The sequence below is a fragment of the Cupriavidus sp. GW823-FHT06D04 genome, assembly GCF_058795055.1.
In genome coordinates this window covers 1-14005 of record NZ_JBXAHL010000003.1, presented here as the reverse complement: position 1 = coordinate 14005, position 14005 = coordinate 1, and the positions used below count along the sequence as shown (strand labels likewise).

Below are 14005 nucleotides of genomic sequence, written 5' to 3'. Positions count from 1 at the left end.
GTCCTGCACGGTGGCTTCCCCGGCGTCTACAGAGGGGCGGGTGGCCCGCATCCTATAGTCCAGGGACAGGCGCGCCGCCCCGCGTTGCCTGAGGAGCCCGGATCATGCCGATGCCCACCGCCATCTCCCTGTTGCGTGTCGTCCTGCTGGCGGGCGCCACCGCTGCGCTCGCCGCCTGCGGCGAATCGGCCAAGCTGCCTTCCGAAGCGGGCTTTGGCCCCGTGCCGCAGCTGCCGCCACCCAACCAGACCGCGATCCCCACCGTCAAGATCGCGCCGGCCATCGGCTGGGCAGCGGGCCAGCGCCCGGTGCCGGCCGCAGGCATGGCGGTTACGGCCTTCGCCGACAAGCTGGACCATCCGCGCTGGGTCTACGTGCTGCCCAACGGCGACGTGCTGGTGGCCGAGAGCAATGCCCCGCCCAAGCCCGACGATGGCAAGGGCATCCGCGGCTGGATCATGAAGAAGCTGATGAAGCGCGCCGGCGCCGGCACCCCCAGCGCCAACCGCATCACGCTGCTGCGCGACACCAACGGCGACGGCGTGGCCGACCAGCGCTCGGTGTTCCTGAAGGACCTGAACTCGCCGTTCGGCATGGCCCTGGTCGGCAACGACTTCTACGTGGCCGCCACCGACGCGGTGCTGCGCTTCCCGTACCAGCCCGGACAGACCCAGATCACTGCCGCGCCGCAGAAGGTGGTGGACCTGCCCGGCGGGCCGCTCAACCATCACTGGACCAAGAGCCTGATCGCCAGCCGCGACGGCAGCAAGCTGTACGTGACGGTGGGTTCCAACAGCAACGTGGGCGAGCACGGCATGGCCAGGGAGGTCGGCCGCGCCGCCATCTGGGAGGTCGACCCCAAGACCGGCACGCACCGGATCTTTGCCAGCGGCCTGCGCAATCCCAACGGCATGGCGTGGGAGCCGGTCACCGGCATGCTCTGGACTGCTGTCAACGAGCGCGACGAGATCGGCAGTGACCTGGTGCCGGACTACATCACCTCGGTGCGCGACGGCGGCTTCTATGGCTGGCCCTACAGTTACTACGGCCAGCATGTCGACGCACGCGTGAAGCCGCCGGCGCCGGACCTGGTGGCCAGGGCCATCGTGCCGGACTATGCCGTGGGGGCACACACCGCATCGCTCGGGCTGGCCGCCGCCGGCGGCAACAGCTTGCCGGCGCGCTTCAGCGAAGGCATGTTCGTCGGCCAGCACGGGTCGTGGAACCGCAGGCCGCTGGCGGGCTACAAGGTGATCTTCGTGCCGTTCAGCAAGGGCCGGCCCAACGGCGCTCCGTTCGACGTGCTGACCGGCTTTCTCGATGAGGACGGCAACGCGCGCGGGCGGCCGGTGGGCGTGGCGATCGACCCGCGCGGCGGACTGCTGGTGGCCGATGACGTCGGCAATACGGTGTGGCGGGTCAGCGGCGCGAAGTAGGCGGACCATGGCGCGGCAGCGGCGGCACTGCGCCGCTAGAATGACGGCGCCCCCCCGAGTCCGCTGCCGCCCATGTCTCTCACTGTCTTCGCAGTCGTCCTGCTCGCCGCGTTCCTGCATGCCGCCTGGAACGCGGTGGTCAAGGGTGGCGGCGACAAGATGCTGTCGACGGTGATGGTGGCGGTGAGCGCCGGCCTGATGGGCGCCGTGGCGCTGCCGGCGTTGCCGCAGCCGGCGCCGGCGAGCTGGCCGTTCATCGCCGCGTCAGTGGGCGTGCACGTGGTGTATTTCGCGCTGGTGGCACGCATCTACCACACCGCGGACATGAGCCAGACCTACCCCCTGATGCGCGGCACCGCGCCGCTGCTGGTGGCGGTGGCCAGCGTGGGCTGGCTGGGCGAGCACCTTTCGGGGCTGGCGTGGGGCGGCATCGCCGTGGTCAGCCTGGGCATCCTGGCCATGGCGGGCGGCGGTCACGGTGCCCGCGCTGCCGCTGGCAGCCGTGAAGGCATGTGGCTGGCCCTGCTGAACGCGCTGGTGATCGCCGCTTATACGCTGATCGACGGCACCGGCGTGCGCCGCTCCGGCGCGCCGGTAGCGTATGCGTTCTGGATCTTCGTGCTGACCGCGGTGCCGCTGGCGGCGTGGGCGCTGGTGGCGCGCCGGCCGGCACTGGCCGGCTACGTGCGGCGCAACCTGGTGTTCGCATTGGTTGGGGGCGGCGGCACGCTGGCGTCCTACGGGCTGTCGCTGTGGGCGATGACACGCGCGCCGGTGGCTCCGGTGGCGGCCCTGCGCGAGTCCTCGATCCTGTTCGGCGCGCTGATCTCCGGACTGCTGCTCAAGGAGCGGGTGGGCGCCGCCCGCCTGGGCGCGGCGTGCCTGATCGCCGCCGGCGCGGCCACGCTGCGCTTTGCCTGAGGGCAATCCGGGTGCCGGCCAGGGCGCCCGGCCGCTGCGCGCCGCCGGCGCTGTCTATACTTGGCTTTACTGGGGTCAGACGGCGGAGGGGCACTGCGTCCGCGCAAACCGGCAGCCTGGCATCGACGCCGAGGAGAGGGCATGGACCACACCGCAGATTCGTTTCGGGCCTTTGAGCTGGCCGGCTGGGAAGATCCCGAGGTCGTCAGCCAGTACCAGGAGCATCTGTCGCACGTGACCCGGCAATCGGTCGAGTCCCTGCTGGATGACGCCCATGTGGCCAGCGGGCTGCGCGTGCTGGACGTGGCCACCGGCTCCGGCCATGTCGCGGCTGGGGCGGTGCGGCGCGGCGCCGAGTCCGTCGGCATCGATTTCTCGCTGGCGCAGGTGCAGCTGGCGCGCAAGCTCCATCCGGATGTCCACTACGAGCAGGCCGATGCGCAGGCGCTGCCGTTCGACGATGCCAGCTTCGATGCCGTGGTCAATGGCTTCGGCATGTGCCACCTGTCCGACCCGGAGGCCGCGCTGGCCGAAGCGTTCCGCGTGCTGCGCCCGGGCGGGCGCATCGCCTTCACCGTGTGGGACACGCCCGAGCGCGCGGTCGGCTTCGGCGCGGTCTATGCCGCGATCCGCGCCTGCGGCTCGATGGAGGTCGATCTCCCCGTGGGGCCGAACTTCTTCCTGTTCAGCGATCCGGGCCATTGCCGCACCGCGTTGCAGCAGGCCGGCTTTGTCTCGCCCACATGCCGCAGCGTGCCGCAGGTATGGCGCTTCTCCACGCCCGACCAGCTGTTCGATGCGCTGGCCCAGGGCACCGTGCGAGCCGCCGCCACGCTGCGCGCGCAGACCCCCAGGGCCCGCGATGAGATCCGCGCCGTGCTGCGCGGCACCGTCGCCGCCTATATGCGCGGCAGCGGCTTCGAGGTGCCGATGCCGGCGGTGCTGGCGGCGGCGGTCAAGCCCTGAGGGCGGCACCCACGCGCCCGTCGCGGCGCGGATGCCGCCGGGAGTGTTGGAGATCGACCGACATCCCCGTTGCCAGCGTTGGCCTGGCCCCACCATTCCGTCCCCGGAAAGTGCCGTAATCCACGCCGCAACCAGCCTTGCGGCGGTGGCACGGTCATTGCGCAATGGACAGCGAGCGCGGCGCCGCGGCTCGTTGTGCCACCTGCCAGCAATGGCTTCCCGGAGAACCCCGATGAACACCCGATCCCAATGCCAGACAGGGCAGGCCGCGCCGCGCCCGCCCGCAATCCTGCACCGCTCGCGCCAGGCCATGGCGCTGCTGCGCGTGCTGGGCTTATGCATCAACAGCGTCGCCTGCGCCCAGTCCGAGGCGCCGCAGGCTGCAGCGCCGGCCGTGCAGGCCGTGACGCCGGAACAGAAGTTTGCCCCCGGATACCTGGAGGCCGTTGCCACTGGCTATGACAATGGGTTGGCCTTGCGGGAGCCGGAAGGCCTCGCGCCGCTGAGGCCGCCGCGCGAGGCGCGCAGCGCGCCGGCGGCAGGCGCCGTGCCGGTTGCGATGCCAGCGGCGGTGCGGCCGCAGCCGGCGCGCTGACCCGGCGGGGCCCATCCGAACAAGACAGCATAGTTGCAGTACCGTCGGCGGGGCATGTGACGGCAATTGCGGAATATTCGCCCTCAATTGCCTACAATTCGTCACACCGTTAATCCCCCGCCCCATGGACATCGAACTCGCCCGCACCTTCCTGCAAGTCGTTCGCACCGGCAGCCTGCTGGCCGCGGCCGACAAGCTGCATGTCACGCAGACCGCCGTGACCGCGCGCATCAAGAGCCTGGAATCGCAACTGAACTGCCGCCTGTTCGATCGCAACAAGGCGGGCGCACGGCTGACGCCCGATGGCCAGCGCTTTCTCGGCTACGCCAGCCAGCTGGTGCAGACCTGGGAGGCGGCCTGCCGCGAACTGCCGTTGCCGGCGGGGCTGGCCAGCCTGTTTCGTTTCGGCACGGAAATCAGCCTGGGCAATCCGCTGGTGCTGCTGTGGACCACGCGCCTGCGCCAGCTGATGCCGGCGCAGGCGGTGCGGGCGGAAGTGGGGGAAGGGGCGGAACTGCAGCGCAAGCTGCAGTCAGGCACGCTGGACGCGGCGCTGGTCTACCAGCCGGAGTATGCGCCCGGCATGCATGTCGAGGCGCTGATGGAAGAGAAGCTGATCCTGATCCGCTCGACGCAGCGCGATGGCGGCTATGTCTATGTCGACTGGGGGCCGGAATTCCGCCGCCAGCATGACAGCGCGCTGCCGGAGCATGCGCGCGCCTCGCTGTACTTCAACCTGGGGCCGCTGGCGCTGCAGTACATCCTGCAGTTCGGCGGCAGCGGCTATTTCCGGACACGCGTGGTGCAGAGCTACCTGGACAGCGGGGTGTTGGCGCGCGTGGAAGGCGCCTCAGAGTTCTCTTATCCGGTGTTCCTCGTCTGCGCCAGGACCCCAACAGGCGCGGCGCAGGACGCGGTGCGCATCCTGCGTGACATCGTGCGCGAAGAATCCGACTGGTCGCAGCGCTGGGATTTCCCGCAGTAGCGCAAAGCGGTCAGATCCGGACCGGCACCAGTTGGCCCATCGGGCCGGGCACGGCCACCAGGCGCCATTGCCGCACGCGCCGCACCCGGCGCCCGCGTCCGCCGCCGCGCGGCGGGCGGGGTTCCAGCCCGGCAAAGCGGCCATGCAGTTGCGCGCGTTCGAACACCGGCTCGGGCACCCGCGTCCCGATCAGCCAGGTGACGCTGCCTCCCAGTGCCACCAGTGCCAGTGCCAGGGCAATCCAGAGGACGGCTTCCATGTTCCCGCTCCATCGAATAGGTATCTGTGATTCCAGTATTGGCGCAAACCGTTGCGGCGGGTAAATGAAAGTTATTTCCACTTCATATCAATAAAATTGCATTCAAGCTGGCTTCTCCTTCAAACCTGTCCGTTCGGCTGCGGTAGGAAAAATCATCCTTTCGGACGAATCTCATAGCCGCTGCACGGCAGACACTTAGGCGGTCACTCTCAAAAACACCAGGAGACCCCGCCATGCAACGCCTGATCTTCGAAGCCGAACACGACGCCTTCCGCGAATCCGCCCGCCGCTTCTACCAGCGCGAGGTGGGGCCGCACGGCGAGCGCTGGCGCGAACAGGGCTGCGTGGACCGCGAGGTGTTCCGCAAGGCCGGCGAGCAGGGCTACCTGCTGATGTGGGCCGATGAGAAATACGGCGGCGCCGGCGTGGAGGATTTCCGCTATGAGCAGATCCTGATCGAGGAAAACGCGCGCCACGGCGACTCGGGATTTTTCGGCACGCTGCACTCGCGGCTGGTGGCGCCGTATATCGGCCGCATCGGCAATGAGGAGCAACGCCAGCGCCTGCTGCCGGCGGCCGCGCGCGGCGAGTCGATCTTTGCCATCGCCATGACCGAGCCGCAGGCCGGCTCCGACCTGGCCGGCATGCGCACGCGTGCCGAGGACCACGGCGACCACTGGGTGCTGAACGGCGCCAAGACCTATATCTCGAACGGCCAGCTGGCCGACTTTGTGGTGGTGGTCGCGCGCACCGATCCGGAGCGCAGCCACGGCCTTGGCCTCTTTATCGTCGAGCGCGGCATGCCGGGCTTCGAGCGCGGGCGCAAGCTGCGCAAGATGGGCCTGCACTCGCAGGACACCTCCGAACTGTTCTTCGACAACGTCAAGGTGCCCAAGGCCAACGTGCTGGGCGAGCCCGGCCAGGGCTTCCGCTACCTGACGCGCCACCTGGCTGAAGAGCGGCTGATTGGCGCCTGCGGCTACATGGCGTCGGCGCAGGTGGCGTTCGACCTCACGCTGGACTACGTCAAGGAGCGCAAGGCCTTCGGCCGGGCGATCGGCACGTTCCAGAACTCGCGCTTCAGGCTGGCCGAGCTGCGTGCGCAGCTGGATGCGCTGCAGACCTTCGTCGACCAGTGCGTGCTGCAGCACAACGCCGGCACGCTGACCGTGGAGACGGCGGCGTCGGCCAAGCTGCTCACGTCGGAACTGCAGGGGCGCATGGTCGATGAGGGCGTGCAGCTGCACGGCGGCGCCGGCTATATGGAGGAATACCGCATCTGCCGCATGTACACCGACGCGCGCATCTCGCGCATCTACGCCGGCAGCAGCGAGATCATGAAGGAGATCATCGGCCGCAGCCTGGGGCTGGATGACCGTGTGAAGGGGTAAGGAGAAATGAGGGCGGACGAAGGGATCAGGTCCGCCCCAATTTCCGACGGCATGGCCGGCAACGGCCCGCAGCGGTGGTTGTTTTTTCCGGTTGGCTAGGGTTTTCGCGTAGTTAAAGGCTTTTGTCAGCCCAATGAAAGCTGTTTGTAATGCGATTCGGTTTGAATGCGTGCGGGAGATCGTGTCCGGGTGGCGTTTGATGCATCAGGACTGCAGGCGAGGGCGCACCAAGACAGCCACGCTTCGCGACCGCACTGGCGGGATCGGGGTCGGATGAATATTTGCCGCCCCGGTGCACCGTTCGGCGGGCACGGTCGTTTACCGCAGACCGTTGTCGAACTGAGCCTGACTGACCGTGCCTTTTGTCTTTTCCCGTATTGCCGTGGGTGCCCTGCTGGTACTGGGGGTTCTGGCCCGGCCCGCGGCAATCCTTGCCGCCGAACGCCCCGCCGATCCGCTTCCTTCCGCTGATTCCGCAGATGCTGCCGGTCCTTGCGTGCCGCCGCCGGCGGGCGCGACGCTGACCCTGGCGCAGGTGCGCCTGGACGCACTTCGCTGCAATCGCGACATCATCGCCGCCCGCCGCGGCGTCGAAGCCAGCCAGGCGGACATACAGATCGCTTCGCAGCGGCCCAACCCGGTGCTGAGCCTGGGCGTGACCAACATCAACCCGCATGCCGGCATCGGCTCGGGCAACCTGCGCAGCAAGACCGTGGACTCCACCCTGCGCGTGGACCAGCTGATCGAGACCGCCAACAAGGGCGGCCTGCGCGTGGACGCCGCGCGCAAGGCCAGCGCGGCCGCCGGCGAAGTGGTGCAGGCGGTGGTGGTGCAGCAGACCGCCGGGGCGGAGCAGGCCTTCTATGAGGCGGTGATCAGCCAGGAGCGCGTGGGCGTGCTCAGGGAGATGCTGGGCCTGTACGACCGCACCCGCCAGGCCAGCGAGACCCGCCTCAAGGCCGGCGACGTCTCGCGCGCCGATGTGACCAAGCTGCAGCTCGACGCGCTGCGCGCGCAGAACGACATGCGCCAGGCCATGGCCGACCACAGCCGCGACAAGGCCCAGCTGGCGCAGGCCATGGGCGTGCCCGGCACGCTCGCCGACAACCGGCTGGTGCCGGACTGGCCGCCGCTGGATACCCCCGTGCCGCAGGTCGACCCCGACACGCTGCAGCGCCGCCCCGACGTGACCGCGGCCGAGGCCCGCCTGGCGGCGGCCGCCGCCGCCCGCGACCTGGCACGCGCCGGCCGCGTGCCTGACGTGACCGTGGGCGCGCAGGCTGAGCACTATCCGGTCTCCGCCACCAATACCAATGGCAGCGGCAACAGCTACGGCGTGTTCCTGACGATCCCGCTGTACGTGCGCCACCGCAACGGCGGCGAGGCCCGCCGCGCCGAGGTGGACTACTACGCCGCGCTGGACGAGCGCAACCGCGTGCTGCTTGAAGCCGGCAATGAGATGGAACGGCTGCGCAGCCAGCTCGAAGCCTCGCGCCAGTCACTGCGGCAGATGCGCGACGACGTGTTGCCCGCTGCCGAAAGCGTGGCCGGCAGCGCCGAGTTTGCCTACGGCAAGGGCGCCACCGGCGTGCTCGACCTGCTCGATGCCCGCCGCGCGCTGCGCCAGACCCGGCTCGACGCCGTCAGCGCCCAAGGCGATTACGCCAAGGCCCTGTCGGCCTACCGCGCCGCGCTGCAGACCTCCACGACCGGCACTGCGACGACCACCTCGCGTCCCTGAACCGCAGTTCCAGCGAATCCAATGCACTCTCTCCTGTCACGCATGTCCCGCCGCATGTCTTCCGTCCATTTCCCCGCCGGCCTGCCCGCACGGGTTGCTGCCCTGTCTCTGTGCGCGCTGGCGCTGGCCTCCTGCGGCAAGTCTGAAGCGCCCAAGGCCGATGACGAGCCCAAGGTCAGCGGCAATACCATCCAGTTCCCGGCCAGCGTGAAGACGCTGCCGGGCATCGCCGGCGAAGCCGCCAAGACCGGCGGCGAGCGCATGCTGAGCCTGCCCGGCCGGCTGGTGTGGAACGAGGACAAGACCGTGCGCGTGTCGACGCCGTTTGCCGGCCGCGTCACCGAGATCCTGGTGCAGCCCGGCACCACCGTGAAAGCGGGCCAGCCGCTGGCCAGCCTGACCTCGCCCGATTTCGGCGTAGCCCAGGCCGATGCGCGCAAGGCCGCCGCCGACAGCGCGGTCGCGGCCAAGGCGCTGGCACGGCAGCGCGAGCTGTACGGCGCCGGCATCATCGCGCAGAAGGAACTGGAACAGGCGCAGGCCGACGCCGCGCGTTCCGCGGCGGACCTGCAGCGCACCCAGGCGGCGCTGGGCCAGTACGGCGCGGCCGCAGGCGGCGCGGGCGCCGTCAACCAGCGCTTTCCGCTGCGCAGCCCGATCGACGGCCTGGTGGTCGAGCGCAACATCAACCTTGGCATGGAACTGCGCCCCGACCAGCCGCCCGCCGCGCCGCTGTTCCTGGTGACCGATCCGACCACGCTGTGGGCGCAGGTCGACGCGGGCGAGGCTGACCTGAGCCTGTTCAAGCCGGGCGTGGACGTGCAGCTGACCACCGCTGCCTGGCCCGGAGAGACCTTCTCCGGCACCGTGATCAAGATCGCCGACTATGTCGATCCCACCGCGCGCAGCATCAAGGTGCGGCTGATGGTGCCCAACCCGGAGCGCCGCCTGAAGGCGGAGATGTTCGTCACCGCGAAGCTGCCGGCCGCATCGTTCAAGGGCATCGCCGTGCCGTCCAAGGCCGTGTTCCTGGCCGAGAACCGCAACTATGTGTTCGTGCGCACCGCCGCCAATACCTTTGAGCGCCGCCTGGTGCGCGTGGGCGTGACGCTGCCCGGCACCACCGAGCTGCTTGAAGGCGTGAAGGACGGCGAGACCGTGATCACCGACGGCAACCTCTACCTGCAGGACATCCTGCGCGATGCCACGGCCGTGAACGCGGCGCGTGCGTCCGAGAAGAAGTGAGGACGGCCGCCACATGATTTCGCGCATCGTCAGCTTTGCCCTGCACCAGAAGCTCTTTGTCTGGCTGGGCCTGCTTATCTTCGTCGGGGGCGGCCTGGCCGCGTTCAAGAACCTGCCGATCGAAGCCTTCCCGGATGTCTCCGACATCCAGGTCAACGTCATCACGCTGTACCCGGGCCGCGCCGCCGAAGAGGTGGAGCGCCAGGTCACCATCCCCATCGAAACCGCGCTGGCCGGCACGCCCAACGCGGTGCGGGTGTTCTCGCATACGCAGTTCGGCCTGTCGTTCATGATGGTGACCTTCAATGACAAGGCCACCGACGTGACCGCGCGCCAGCAGATCCTGGAGCGCCTGCGCAGCGTGGACCTGCCCGACGGCGTGCATCCGGACCTGGCGCCGCTGTCCACCGCGATCGGCGAGATCTACCGCTTCCGCCTGACCGGCAAGGGCTATACCGCGCAAGAGCTGCGCACGCTGCAGGACTGGGTGGTGGAGAAGAACCTGCGCCAGGTGCCGGGCGTGGCCGACCTGGTCACCATCGGCGGAACCATCAAGCAGTACGAGGTCAATCCCAACCTGGCGCGCATGCGCGATGCCAAGATCTCACTGTCGCAGCTGTTCACCGCGCTGCAGCGCGCCAATGCCAACGCCGGCGGCGGCGCCGTGGCGCACGGCCGGCAGCAGTTCCTGCTGCGCTCGCTGGGCAGCTTCCGTACCTCGGCCGATATCGCCAACGTGGTGGTGGCCGAGAACAACGGCACCCCCATCCTTGTCAAGGATATCGCCGACGTGAGGGTCGGCAGCGCGCCGCCGCAAGGCCTGATGGGCCAGGACAACGAGGACGACATCGTCTCGGGCATCGTGGTGATGCGCAAGGGCGAGAACCCGTCGCTGGTGCTGGAGGCGCTGAAGAAGAGGATCGACCTGCTGGACGACCAGATCCTGCCCAAGGGCGTGAAGATCGTGCCGTACTACGACCGCTCCACGCTGATCGACAAGACCCTGCACACCGTGTTCGGCAACCTGGTGGAAGGCGCGCTGCTGGTGATGGCGGTGCTGTACCTGTTCCTGGCCAACGTGCGTGCCGCGGCAATCGTGGCGCTGATCATCCCGCTGGCGTTGCTGTCGACCTTCATCGGCCTGACCTGGGTGGGCATTCCGGCCAACCTGCTGTCTCTTGGCGCGATGGACTTCGGTATCATCGTCGACGGCGCGGTGATCGTGGTCGAGAACATCTTCAAGCGGCTGGGCGAGCTGAAGGAGCAGCAGATCAAGGACAGCAAGGCGCGCCTCCTCGCCATCCTGCAGGCCACCACGGAAGTGGGCCGTCCGACCGTGTTCTCGATGGTCATCATCATTGCGGCGCACATCCCGATCTTCACGCTGCAGCGGCACGAGGGCAAGATCTTCGCGCCGATGGCCTACACGGTGACGGGCGCGCTGATCGGCTCCCTGATCCTCTCGCTGACGCTGGTGCCGCTGCTGTGCCACCTGCTGCTCACCAAGAACATCGCGCACGACGACAACTTCATCGTGCGCCACTGCAAGCGGCTCTATGAGCCGATGCTGGCCTGGGCGCTGGACCACAAGAAGCTGGTGGTGGGCGCGGCGGTGGGCCTGCTGGTGGTGACCGTGGGCGTGGGCAAGTTCCTTGGCAGCGAGTTCCTGCCCGAACTGGACGAAGGCTCGATGTGGGTCAGCTTCGACCTGCCCGCGTCGGTCTCGATCGATGAAGCGCGCGACCAGGCGCGGCTGCTGCGCGGCGTGATCCGCAAGACCCCGGAGGTCAACACCACCATCTCCAAGGTGGGCCGCCCCGATGACGGCACCGATCCCAAGCTGATCAACACCGTCGAGATCCTGGTCGACCTCAAGCCCGAGAAGCAGTGGCGCGACGGCTTCAACAAGCGCGGCATCATCGGCGAGATCGACAAGAACCTGCGCCAGCTCCCCGGCATCGAGCCCAATTTCTCGCAGCCGGTGCGTGACAACATCCTGGAGAGCATCTCGCAGATCAAGGGCCAGATCGTGATCAAGGTCCAGAGCGACAGCCTTGAGCACAACAAGCAGGTGGCCGACCAGATCCTGGCCAACGTGCAGTCGGTCAAGGGCGTGATGCGGGCCTTTATCGACCGCGACGGCGAGCTGCCGCAGTACGTGCTGGAGTTCGACCGCGCCCAGGCCGCGCGCTACGGCATCAACGTGGCCGACGTGCAGGACCTGATGGAAACCGCGCTGGCCGGCAAGGCCGCGACCGAGCTGTGGGAGGGCGAGAAGCACTTCAGCGTTGCCGTGCGCCTGAAGCCGTCGGAGCGCGCGCTGCCGAACCTGCCCAATATCTTCATGCAGACCGCGGACGGCGCGCAGGTGCCGCTGTCACAGCTGGTGACCTTCCGCGCGGCATCCGGCGCGATGAACATCAGCCGCGAGAACGGCCAGCGCACCACCTCGATCGGCATTTTTATCCACGACCGCGACATGGGCAGCGTGGTGAAGGACATGCAGGCGCTGGTGGCCAAGAATGTCAAGGCCGAGGACGTCAAGATCAGCTGGTCGGGCGAGTTCGAGAACCAGGAGCGCGCCATGGCGCGGCTCTCGATCGTGGTGCCGCTGTCGGTGCTGGTGATCTTCCTGCTGCTGTTCAATGCGTTCAAGTCGTTCAAGAGCGCCACGCTGATCATCTCGAACATCCCGTTCGCGCTGATCGGCGGCGTGTTCGCGCTGTTCCTGACCGGCATTCCACTGTCGGTGTCGGCGGCGATCGGCTTTATCGCGCTGTTCGGCCAGGCGGTGCTCAACGGCGTGGTGATGGTGACCTACTTCAACCAGCTGCGCGATGAAGGTATGCCGGTGCGCCAGGCCGTGCTGACCGGCTCGATGGACCGGCTGCGCACGGTGCTGATGACCGCGCTGCTGGCCATGCTGGGTTTGTTCCCGATGGCCATCTCGCGCGCCATCGGCTCGGAGACGCAGCGCCCGCTGGCCATCGTCATCATCGGCGGGCTGATTACCGCCACCATGCTGACGCTGATCGTGCTGCCCACCCTGTATGAATGGATGGTGGGCCGCAACTGGCCGGACGAGGAGGGCGACAAGCCCGACGAGAGCCGGTTGACGCCATCGATTGCGGGCTGATGACAGGGCCGCGGTCGCGGCCTGTGTGGCATTGCAGACAGGCCCCAGGCATGACGCCGCCCCCACACCGGGCGGCGTTTTTTCTTTTAAGGCGCATTCCACAAGTCCCTCCGCAATCCGGTGCATGCCCCGCCGTGTGCGTCGCCCGAATCGCAATGTCGGAATAGTCTGACGCTCCTTTCGGAGCCGGACGCCTGCTTCCCATATTTCCCCGAGCCTACTCTGTACTTACGGCATGGCCAGCAGCATAGCCGCCGGCCTCTCATGCGTACCCTGACGCATCCACCCGGAAAGGAGATCGACATGTTGAAGAAATGGCTGACCGCAGCAGTGTGTTCGATGATGGTTGCCGCACCGGCGGGATTTGCTTTGGCCCAGATGACCGCGCCAGCAACCACGACCGGAACGGCTGCAACCGGGACAAAGGCGGACTATGACGCCGCGGTGAAGCAGGCTGATGCGGACTACAAGGCTGCCTCCGCCAAGTGCGATGGCATGAAGGCCAACGCCAAGGACGTTTGCAAGGCCGAGGCCAAGCGCGACCGCGATGTGGCCAAGGCCCAGGCAGAAGCCCGCCGCGACGGCACGCAGAAGTCGATGGCCAAGGCCGAGAAGGTCAAGGCCGACCGCGACTATGACGTCGCCAAGGAAATGTGCGACGACAAGAAGGGCAATGACAAGGACGTTTGCAAGAAGGACGCCAAGGCCGCCCATGAAAAGGCACTGATGGCTGCCAAGGTCGACAAGGCCGCGGCGACCGGTTCGCGTGCCGACGTGGCGGAAGCCCGCGCCGACGCGAAGAAGGACGCCACTGACGCCGCCTACAAGGCCGACAAGGAACGCTGCGACGCGCTCTCGGGCGAGTCCAAGGACAAGTGCCAGGCCGATGTGAAGGCCAAGTACAGCAAGTAAGCCTTCGCGGTGTCCCGCCAGCAATGGCGGGACACGCACCGCACCACACGCAAGGGGACGCCTCTGATGGCGCCCCCTTGCCACCGGATGAAGGAGCACGACATGAACTGGGACCAGATCGAAGGCAAGTGGGAACAAGTGAAGGGCAAGGTCAAGGAGAAGTGGGGCAAGCTGACCGACGATGACATCGCGCAGATCAACGGCAAGCGTGATCAGCTTGCCGGCCGCATCCAGGAGCGCTATGGCTACACCAAGGAGCGCGCCGAGGAAGAAATGAAGGCGTGGGAACGGGACACGCGCTGGTAAGCAGGGCGTGGCAGCACGGCAAGGCGGGTCGCCAGGAGCCTGTCAGATTTCTTGTGTGTTGAGGTCATGAGACGATATCGAAAGAAACGCCCTTATGACCGAAACAACAAGC

The 14005-nt window shown here is 67.8% G+C and carries 12 protein-coding genes; 11 read left to right on the top strand and 1 reads right to left on the bottom strand.

The features are described from left to right. The first annotated feature begins 104 nt into the window (after positions 1-104). From AC1Q7H_RS06130 to AC1Q7H_RS06110, 5 genes are all read left to right on the top strand, one after another. Positions 105-1436 carry a PQQ-dependent sugar dehydrogenase gene (locus AC1Q7H_RS06130; protein WP_492381050.1) on the top strand — a complete coding sequence of 444 codons (1332 nt, stop codon included), beginning with the start codon at positions 105-107 and terminating at the stop codon, positions 1434-1436. Positions 1437-1508: 72 nt separating this feature from the next. Continuing rightward, positions 1509-2357, top strand: a complete 849-nt coding sequence (locus AC1Q7H_RS06125; protein WP_013952216.1) for an EamA family transporter — start codon at positions 1509-1511, stop codon at positions 2355-2357. Between the two features lie 141 nt (positions 2358-2498). Further along, positions 2499-3323 carry a class I SAM-dependent methyltransferase gene (locus tag AC1Q7H_RS06120; protein ID WP_492381049.1) on the top strand — a complete coding sequence of 275 codons (825 nt, stop codon included), beginning with the start codon at positions 2499-2501 and terminating at the stop codon, positions 3321-3323. Positions 3324-3555: 232 nt separating this feature from the next. Further along, positions 3556-3918: a hypothetical protein gene (locus AC1Q7H_RS06115; protein WP_153953867.1), complete on the top strand. Its 363-nt coding sequence runs from the start codon at positions 3556-3558 to the stop codon at positions 3916-3918. Between the two features lie 124 nt (positions 3919-4042). Beyond that, positions 4043-4903 carry a LysR family transcriptional regulator gene (locus AC1Q7H_RS06110; RefSeq protein WP_013952219.1) on the top strand — a complete coding sequence of 287 codons (861 nt, stop codon included), beginning with the start codon at positions 4043-4045 and terminating at the stop codon, positions 4901-4903. 10 nt (positions 4904-4913) lie between these two features. Here the strand turns inward: AC1Q7H_RS06110 and AC1Q7H_RS06105 are convergent, their stop codons facing one another. After that, positions 4914-5162 carry a hypothetical protein gene (locus tag AC1Q7H_RS06105; protein ID WP_153953866.1) on the bottom strand — a complete coding sequence of 83 codons (249 nt, stop codon included), beginning with the start codon at positions 5160-5162 and terminating at the stop codon, positions 4914-4916. Between the two features lie 233 nt (positions 5163-5395). Between AC1Q7H_RS06105 and AC1Q7H_RS06100 the strand changes: the two genes are divergently transcribed. From AC1Q7H_RS06100 to AC1Q7H_RS06075, 6 genes are all read left to right on the top strand, one after another. Continuing rightward, a complete protein-coding gene (locus tag AC1Q7H_RS06100; RefSeq protein ID WP_013952221.1) occupies positions 5396-6553 on the top strand; it encodes an acyl-CoA dehydrogenase family protein in 1158 nt (385 codons plus the stop codon). A gap of 355 nt (positions 6554-6908) precedes the next feature. Further along, entirely contained in the window at positions 6909-8294 is a 1386-nt protein-coding gene (locus AC1Q7H_RS06095) for a TolC family protein (protein ID WP_211979678.1), read from the top strand. A gap of 54 nt (positions 8295-8348) precedes the next feature. Beyond that, complete coding sequence (locus AC1Q7H_RS06090) at positions 8349-9539, top strand: efflux RND transporter periplasmic adaptor subunit (RefSeq protein WP_041228800.1); 1191 nt, start codon at positions 8349-8351, stop codon at positions 9537-9539. 13 nt (positions 9540-9552) lie between these two features. Further along, positions 9553-12675 carry an efflux RND transporter permease subunit gene (locus AC1Q7H_RS06085; protein WP_013952224.1) on the top strand — a complete coding sequence of 1041 codons (3123 nt, stop codon included), beginning with the start codon at positions 9553-9555 and terminating at the stop codon, positions 12673-12675. A gap of 303 nt (positions 12676-12978) precedes the next feature. Beyond that, positions 12979-13587 (top strand): hypothetical protein, encoded by a 609-nt coding sequence (locus tag AC1Q7H_RS06080; protein ID WP_013952225.1) that lies wholly within the window; start codon positions 12979-12981, stop codon positions 13585-13587. Between the two features lie 102 nt (positions 13588-13689). Continuing rightward, a complete protein-coding gene (locus tag AC1Q7H_RS06075) occupies positions 13690-13893 on the top strand; it encodes a CsbD family protein (protein WP_041228550.1) in 204 nt (67 codons plus the stop codon). Positions 13894-14005: the final 112 nt, after the last annotated feature.

Excerpts from the sequence above, each read along its gene's own strand:
- AC1Q7H_RS06080 (WP_013952225.1), top strand. The coding sequence starts at position 12,979 with ATGTTGAAGAAATGGCTGACCGCAGCAGTGTGTTCGATGATGGTTGCC.
- AC1Q7H_RS06075 (WP_041228550.1), top strand. The coding sequence starts at position 13,690 with ATGAACTGGGACCAGATCGAAGGCAAGTGGGAACAAGTGAAGGGCAAG.
- AC1Q7H_RS06105 (WP_153953866.1), bottom strand. The coding sequence starts at position 5,162 with ATGGAAGCCGTCCTCTGGATTGCCCTGGCACTGGCACTGGTGGCACTG.
- AC1Q7H_RS06110 (WP_013952219.1), top strand. The coding sequence starts at position 4,043 with ATGGACATCGAACTCGCCCGCACCTTCCTGCAAGTCGTTCGCACCGGC.
- AC1Q7H_RS06090 (WP_041228800.1), top strand. The coding sequence starts at position 8,349 with ATGTCTTCCGTCCATTTCCCCGCCGGCCTGCCCGCACGGGTTGCTGCC.
- AC1Q7H_RS06120 (WP_492381049.1), top strand. The coding sequence starts at position 2,499 with ATGGACCACACCGCAGATTCGTTTCGGGCCTTTGAGCTGGCCGGCTGG.
- AC1Q7H_RS06125 (WP_013952216.1), top strand. The coding sequence starts at position 1,509 with ATGTCTCTCACTGTCTTCGCAGTCGTCCTGCTCGCCGCGTTCCTGCAT.
- AC1Q7H_RS06115 (WP_153953867.1), top strand. The coding sequence starts at position 3,556 with ATGAACACCCGATCCCAATGCCAGACAGGGCAGGCCGCGCCGCGCCCG.
- AC1Q7H_RS06085 (WP_013952224.1), top strand. The coding sequence starts at position 9,553 with ATGATTTCGCGCATCGTCAGCTTTGCCCTGCACCAGAAGCTCTTTGTC.
- AC1Q7H_RS06130 (WP_492381050.1), top strand. The coding sequence starts at position 105 with ATGCCGATGCCCACCGCCATCTCCCTGTTGCGTGTCGTCCTGCTGGCG.
- AC1Q7H_RS06100 (WP_013952221.1), top strand. The coding sequence starts at position 5,396 with ATGCAACGCCTGATCTTCGAAGCCGAACACGACGCCTTCCGCGAATCC.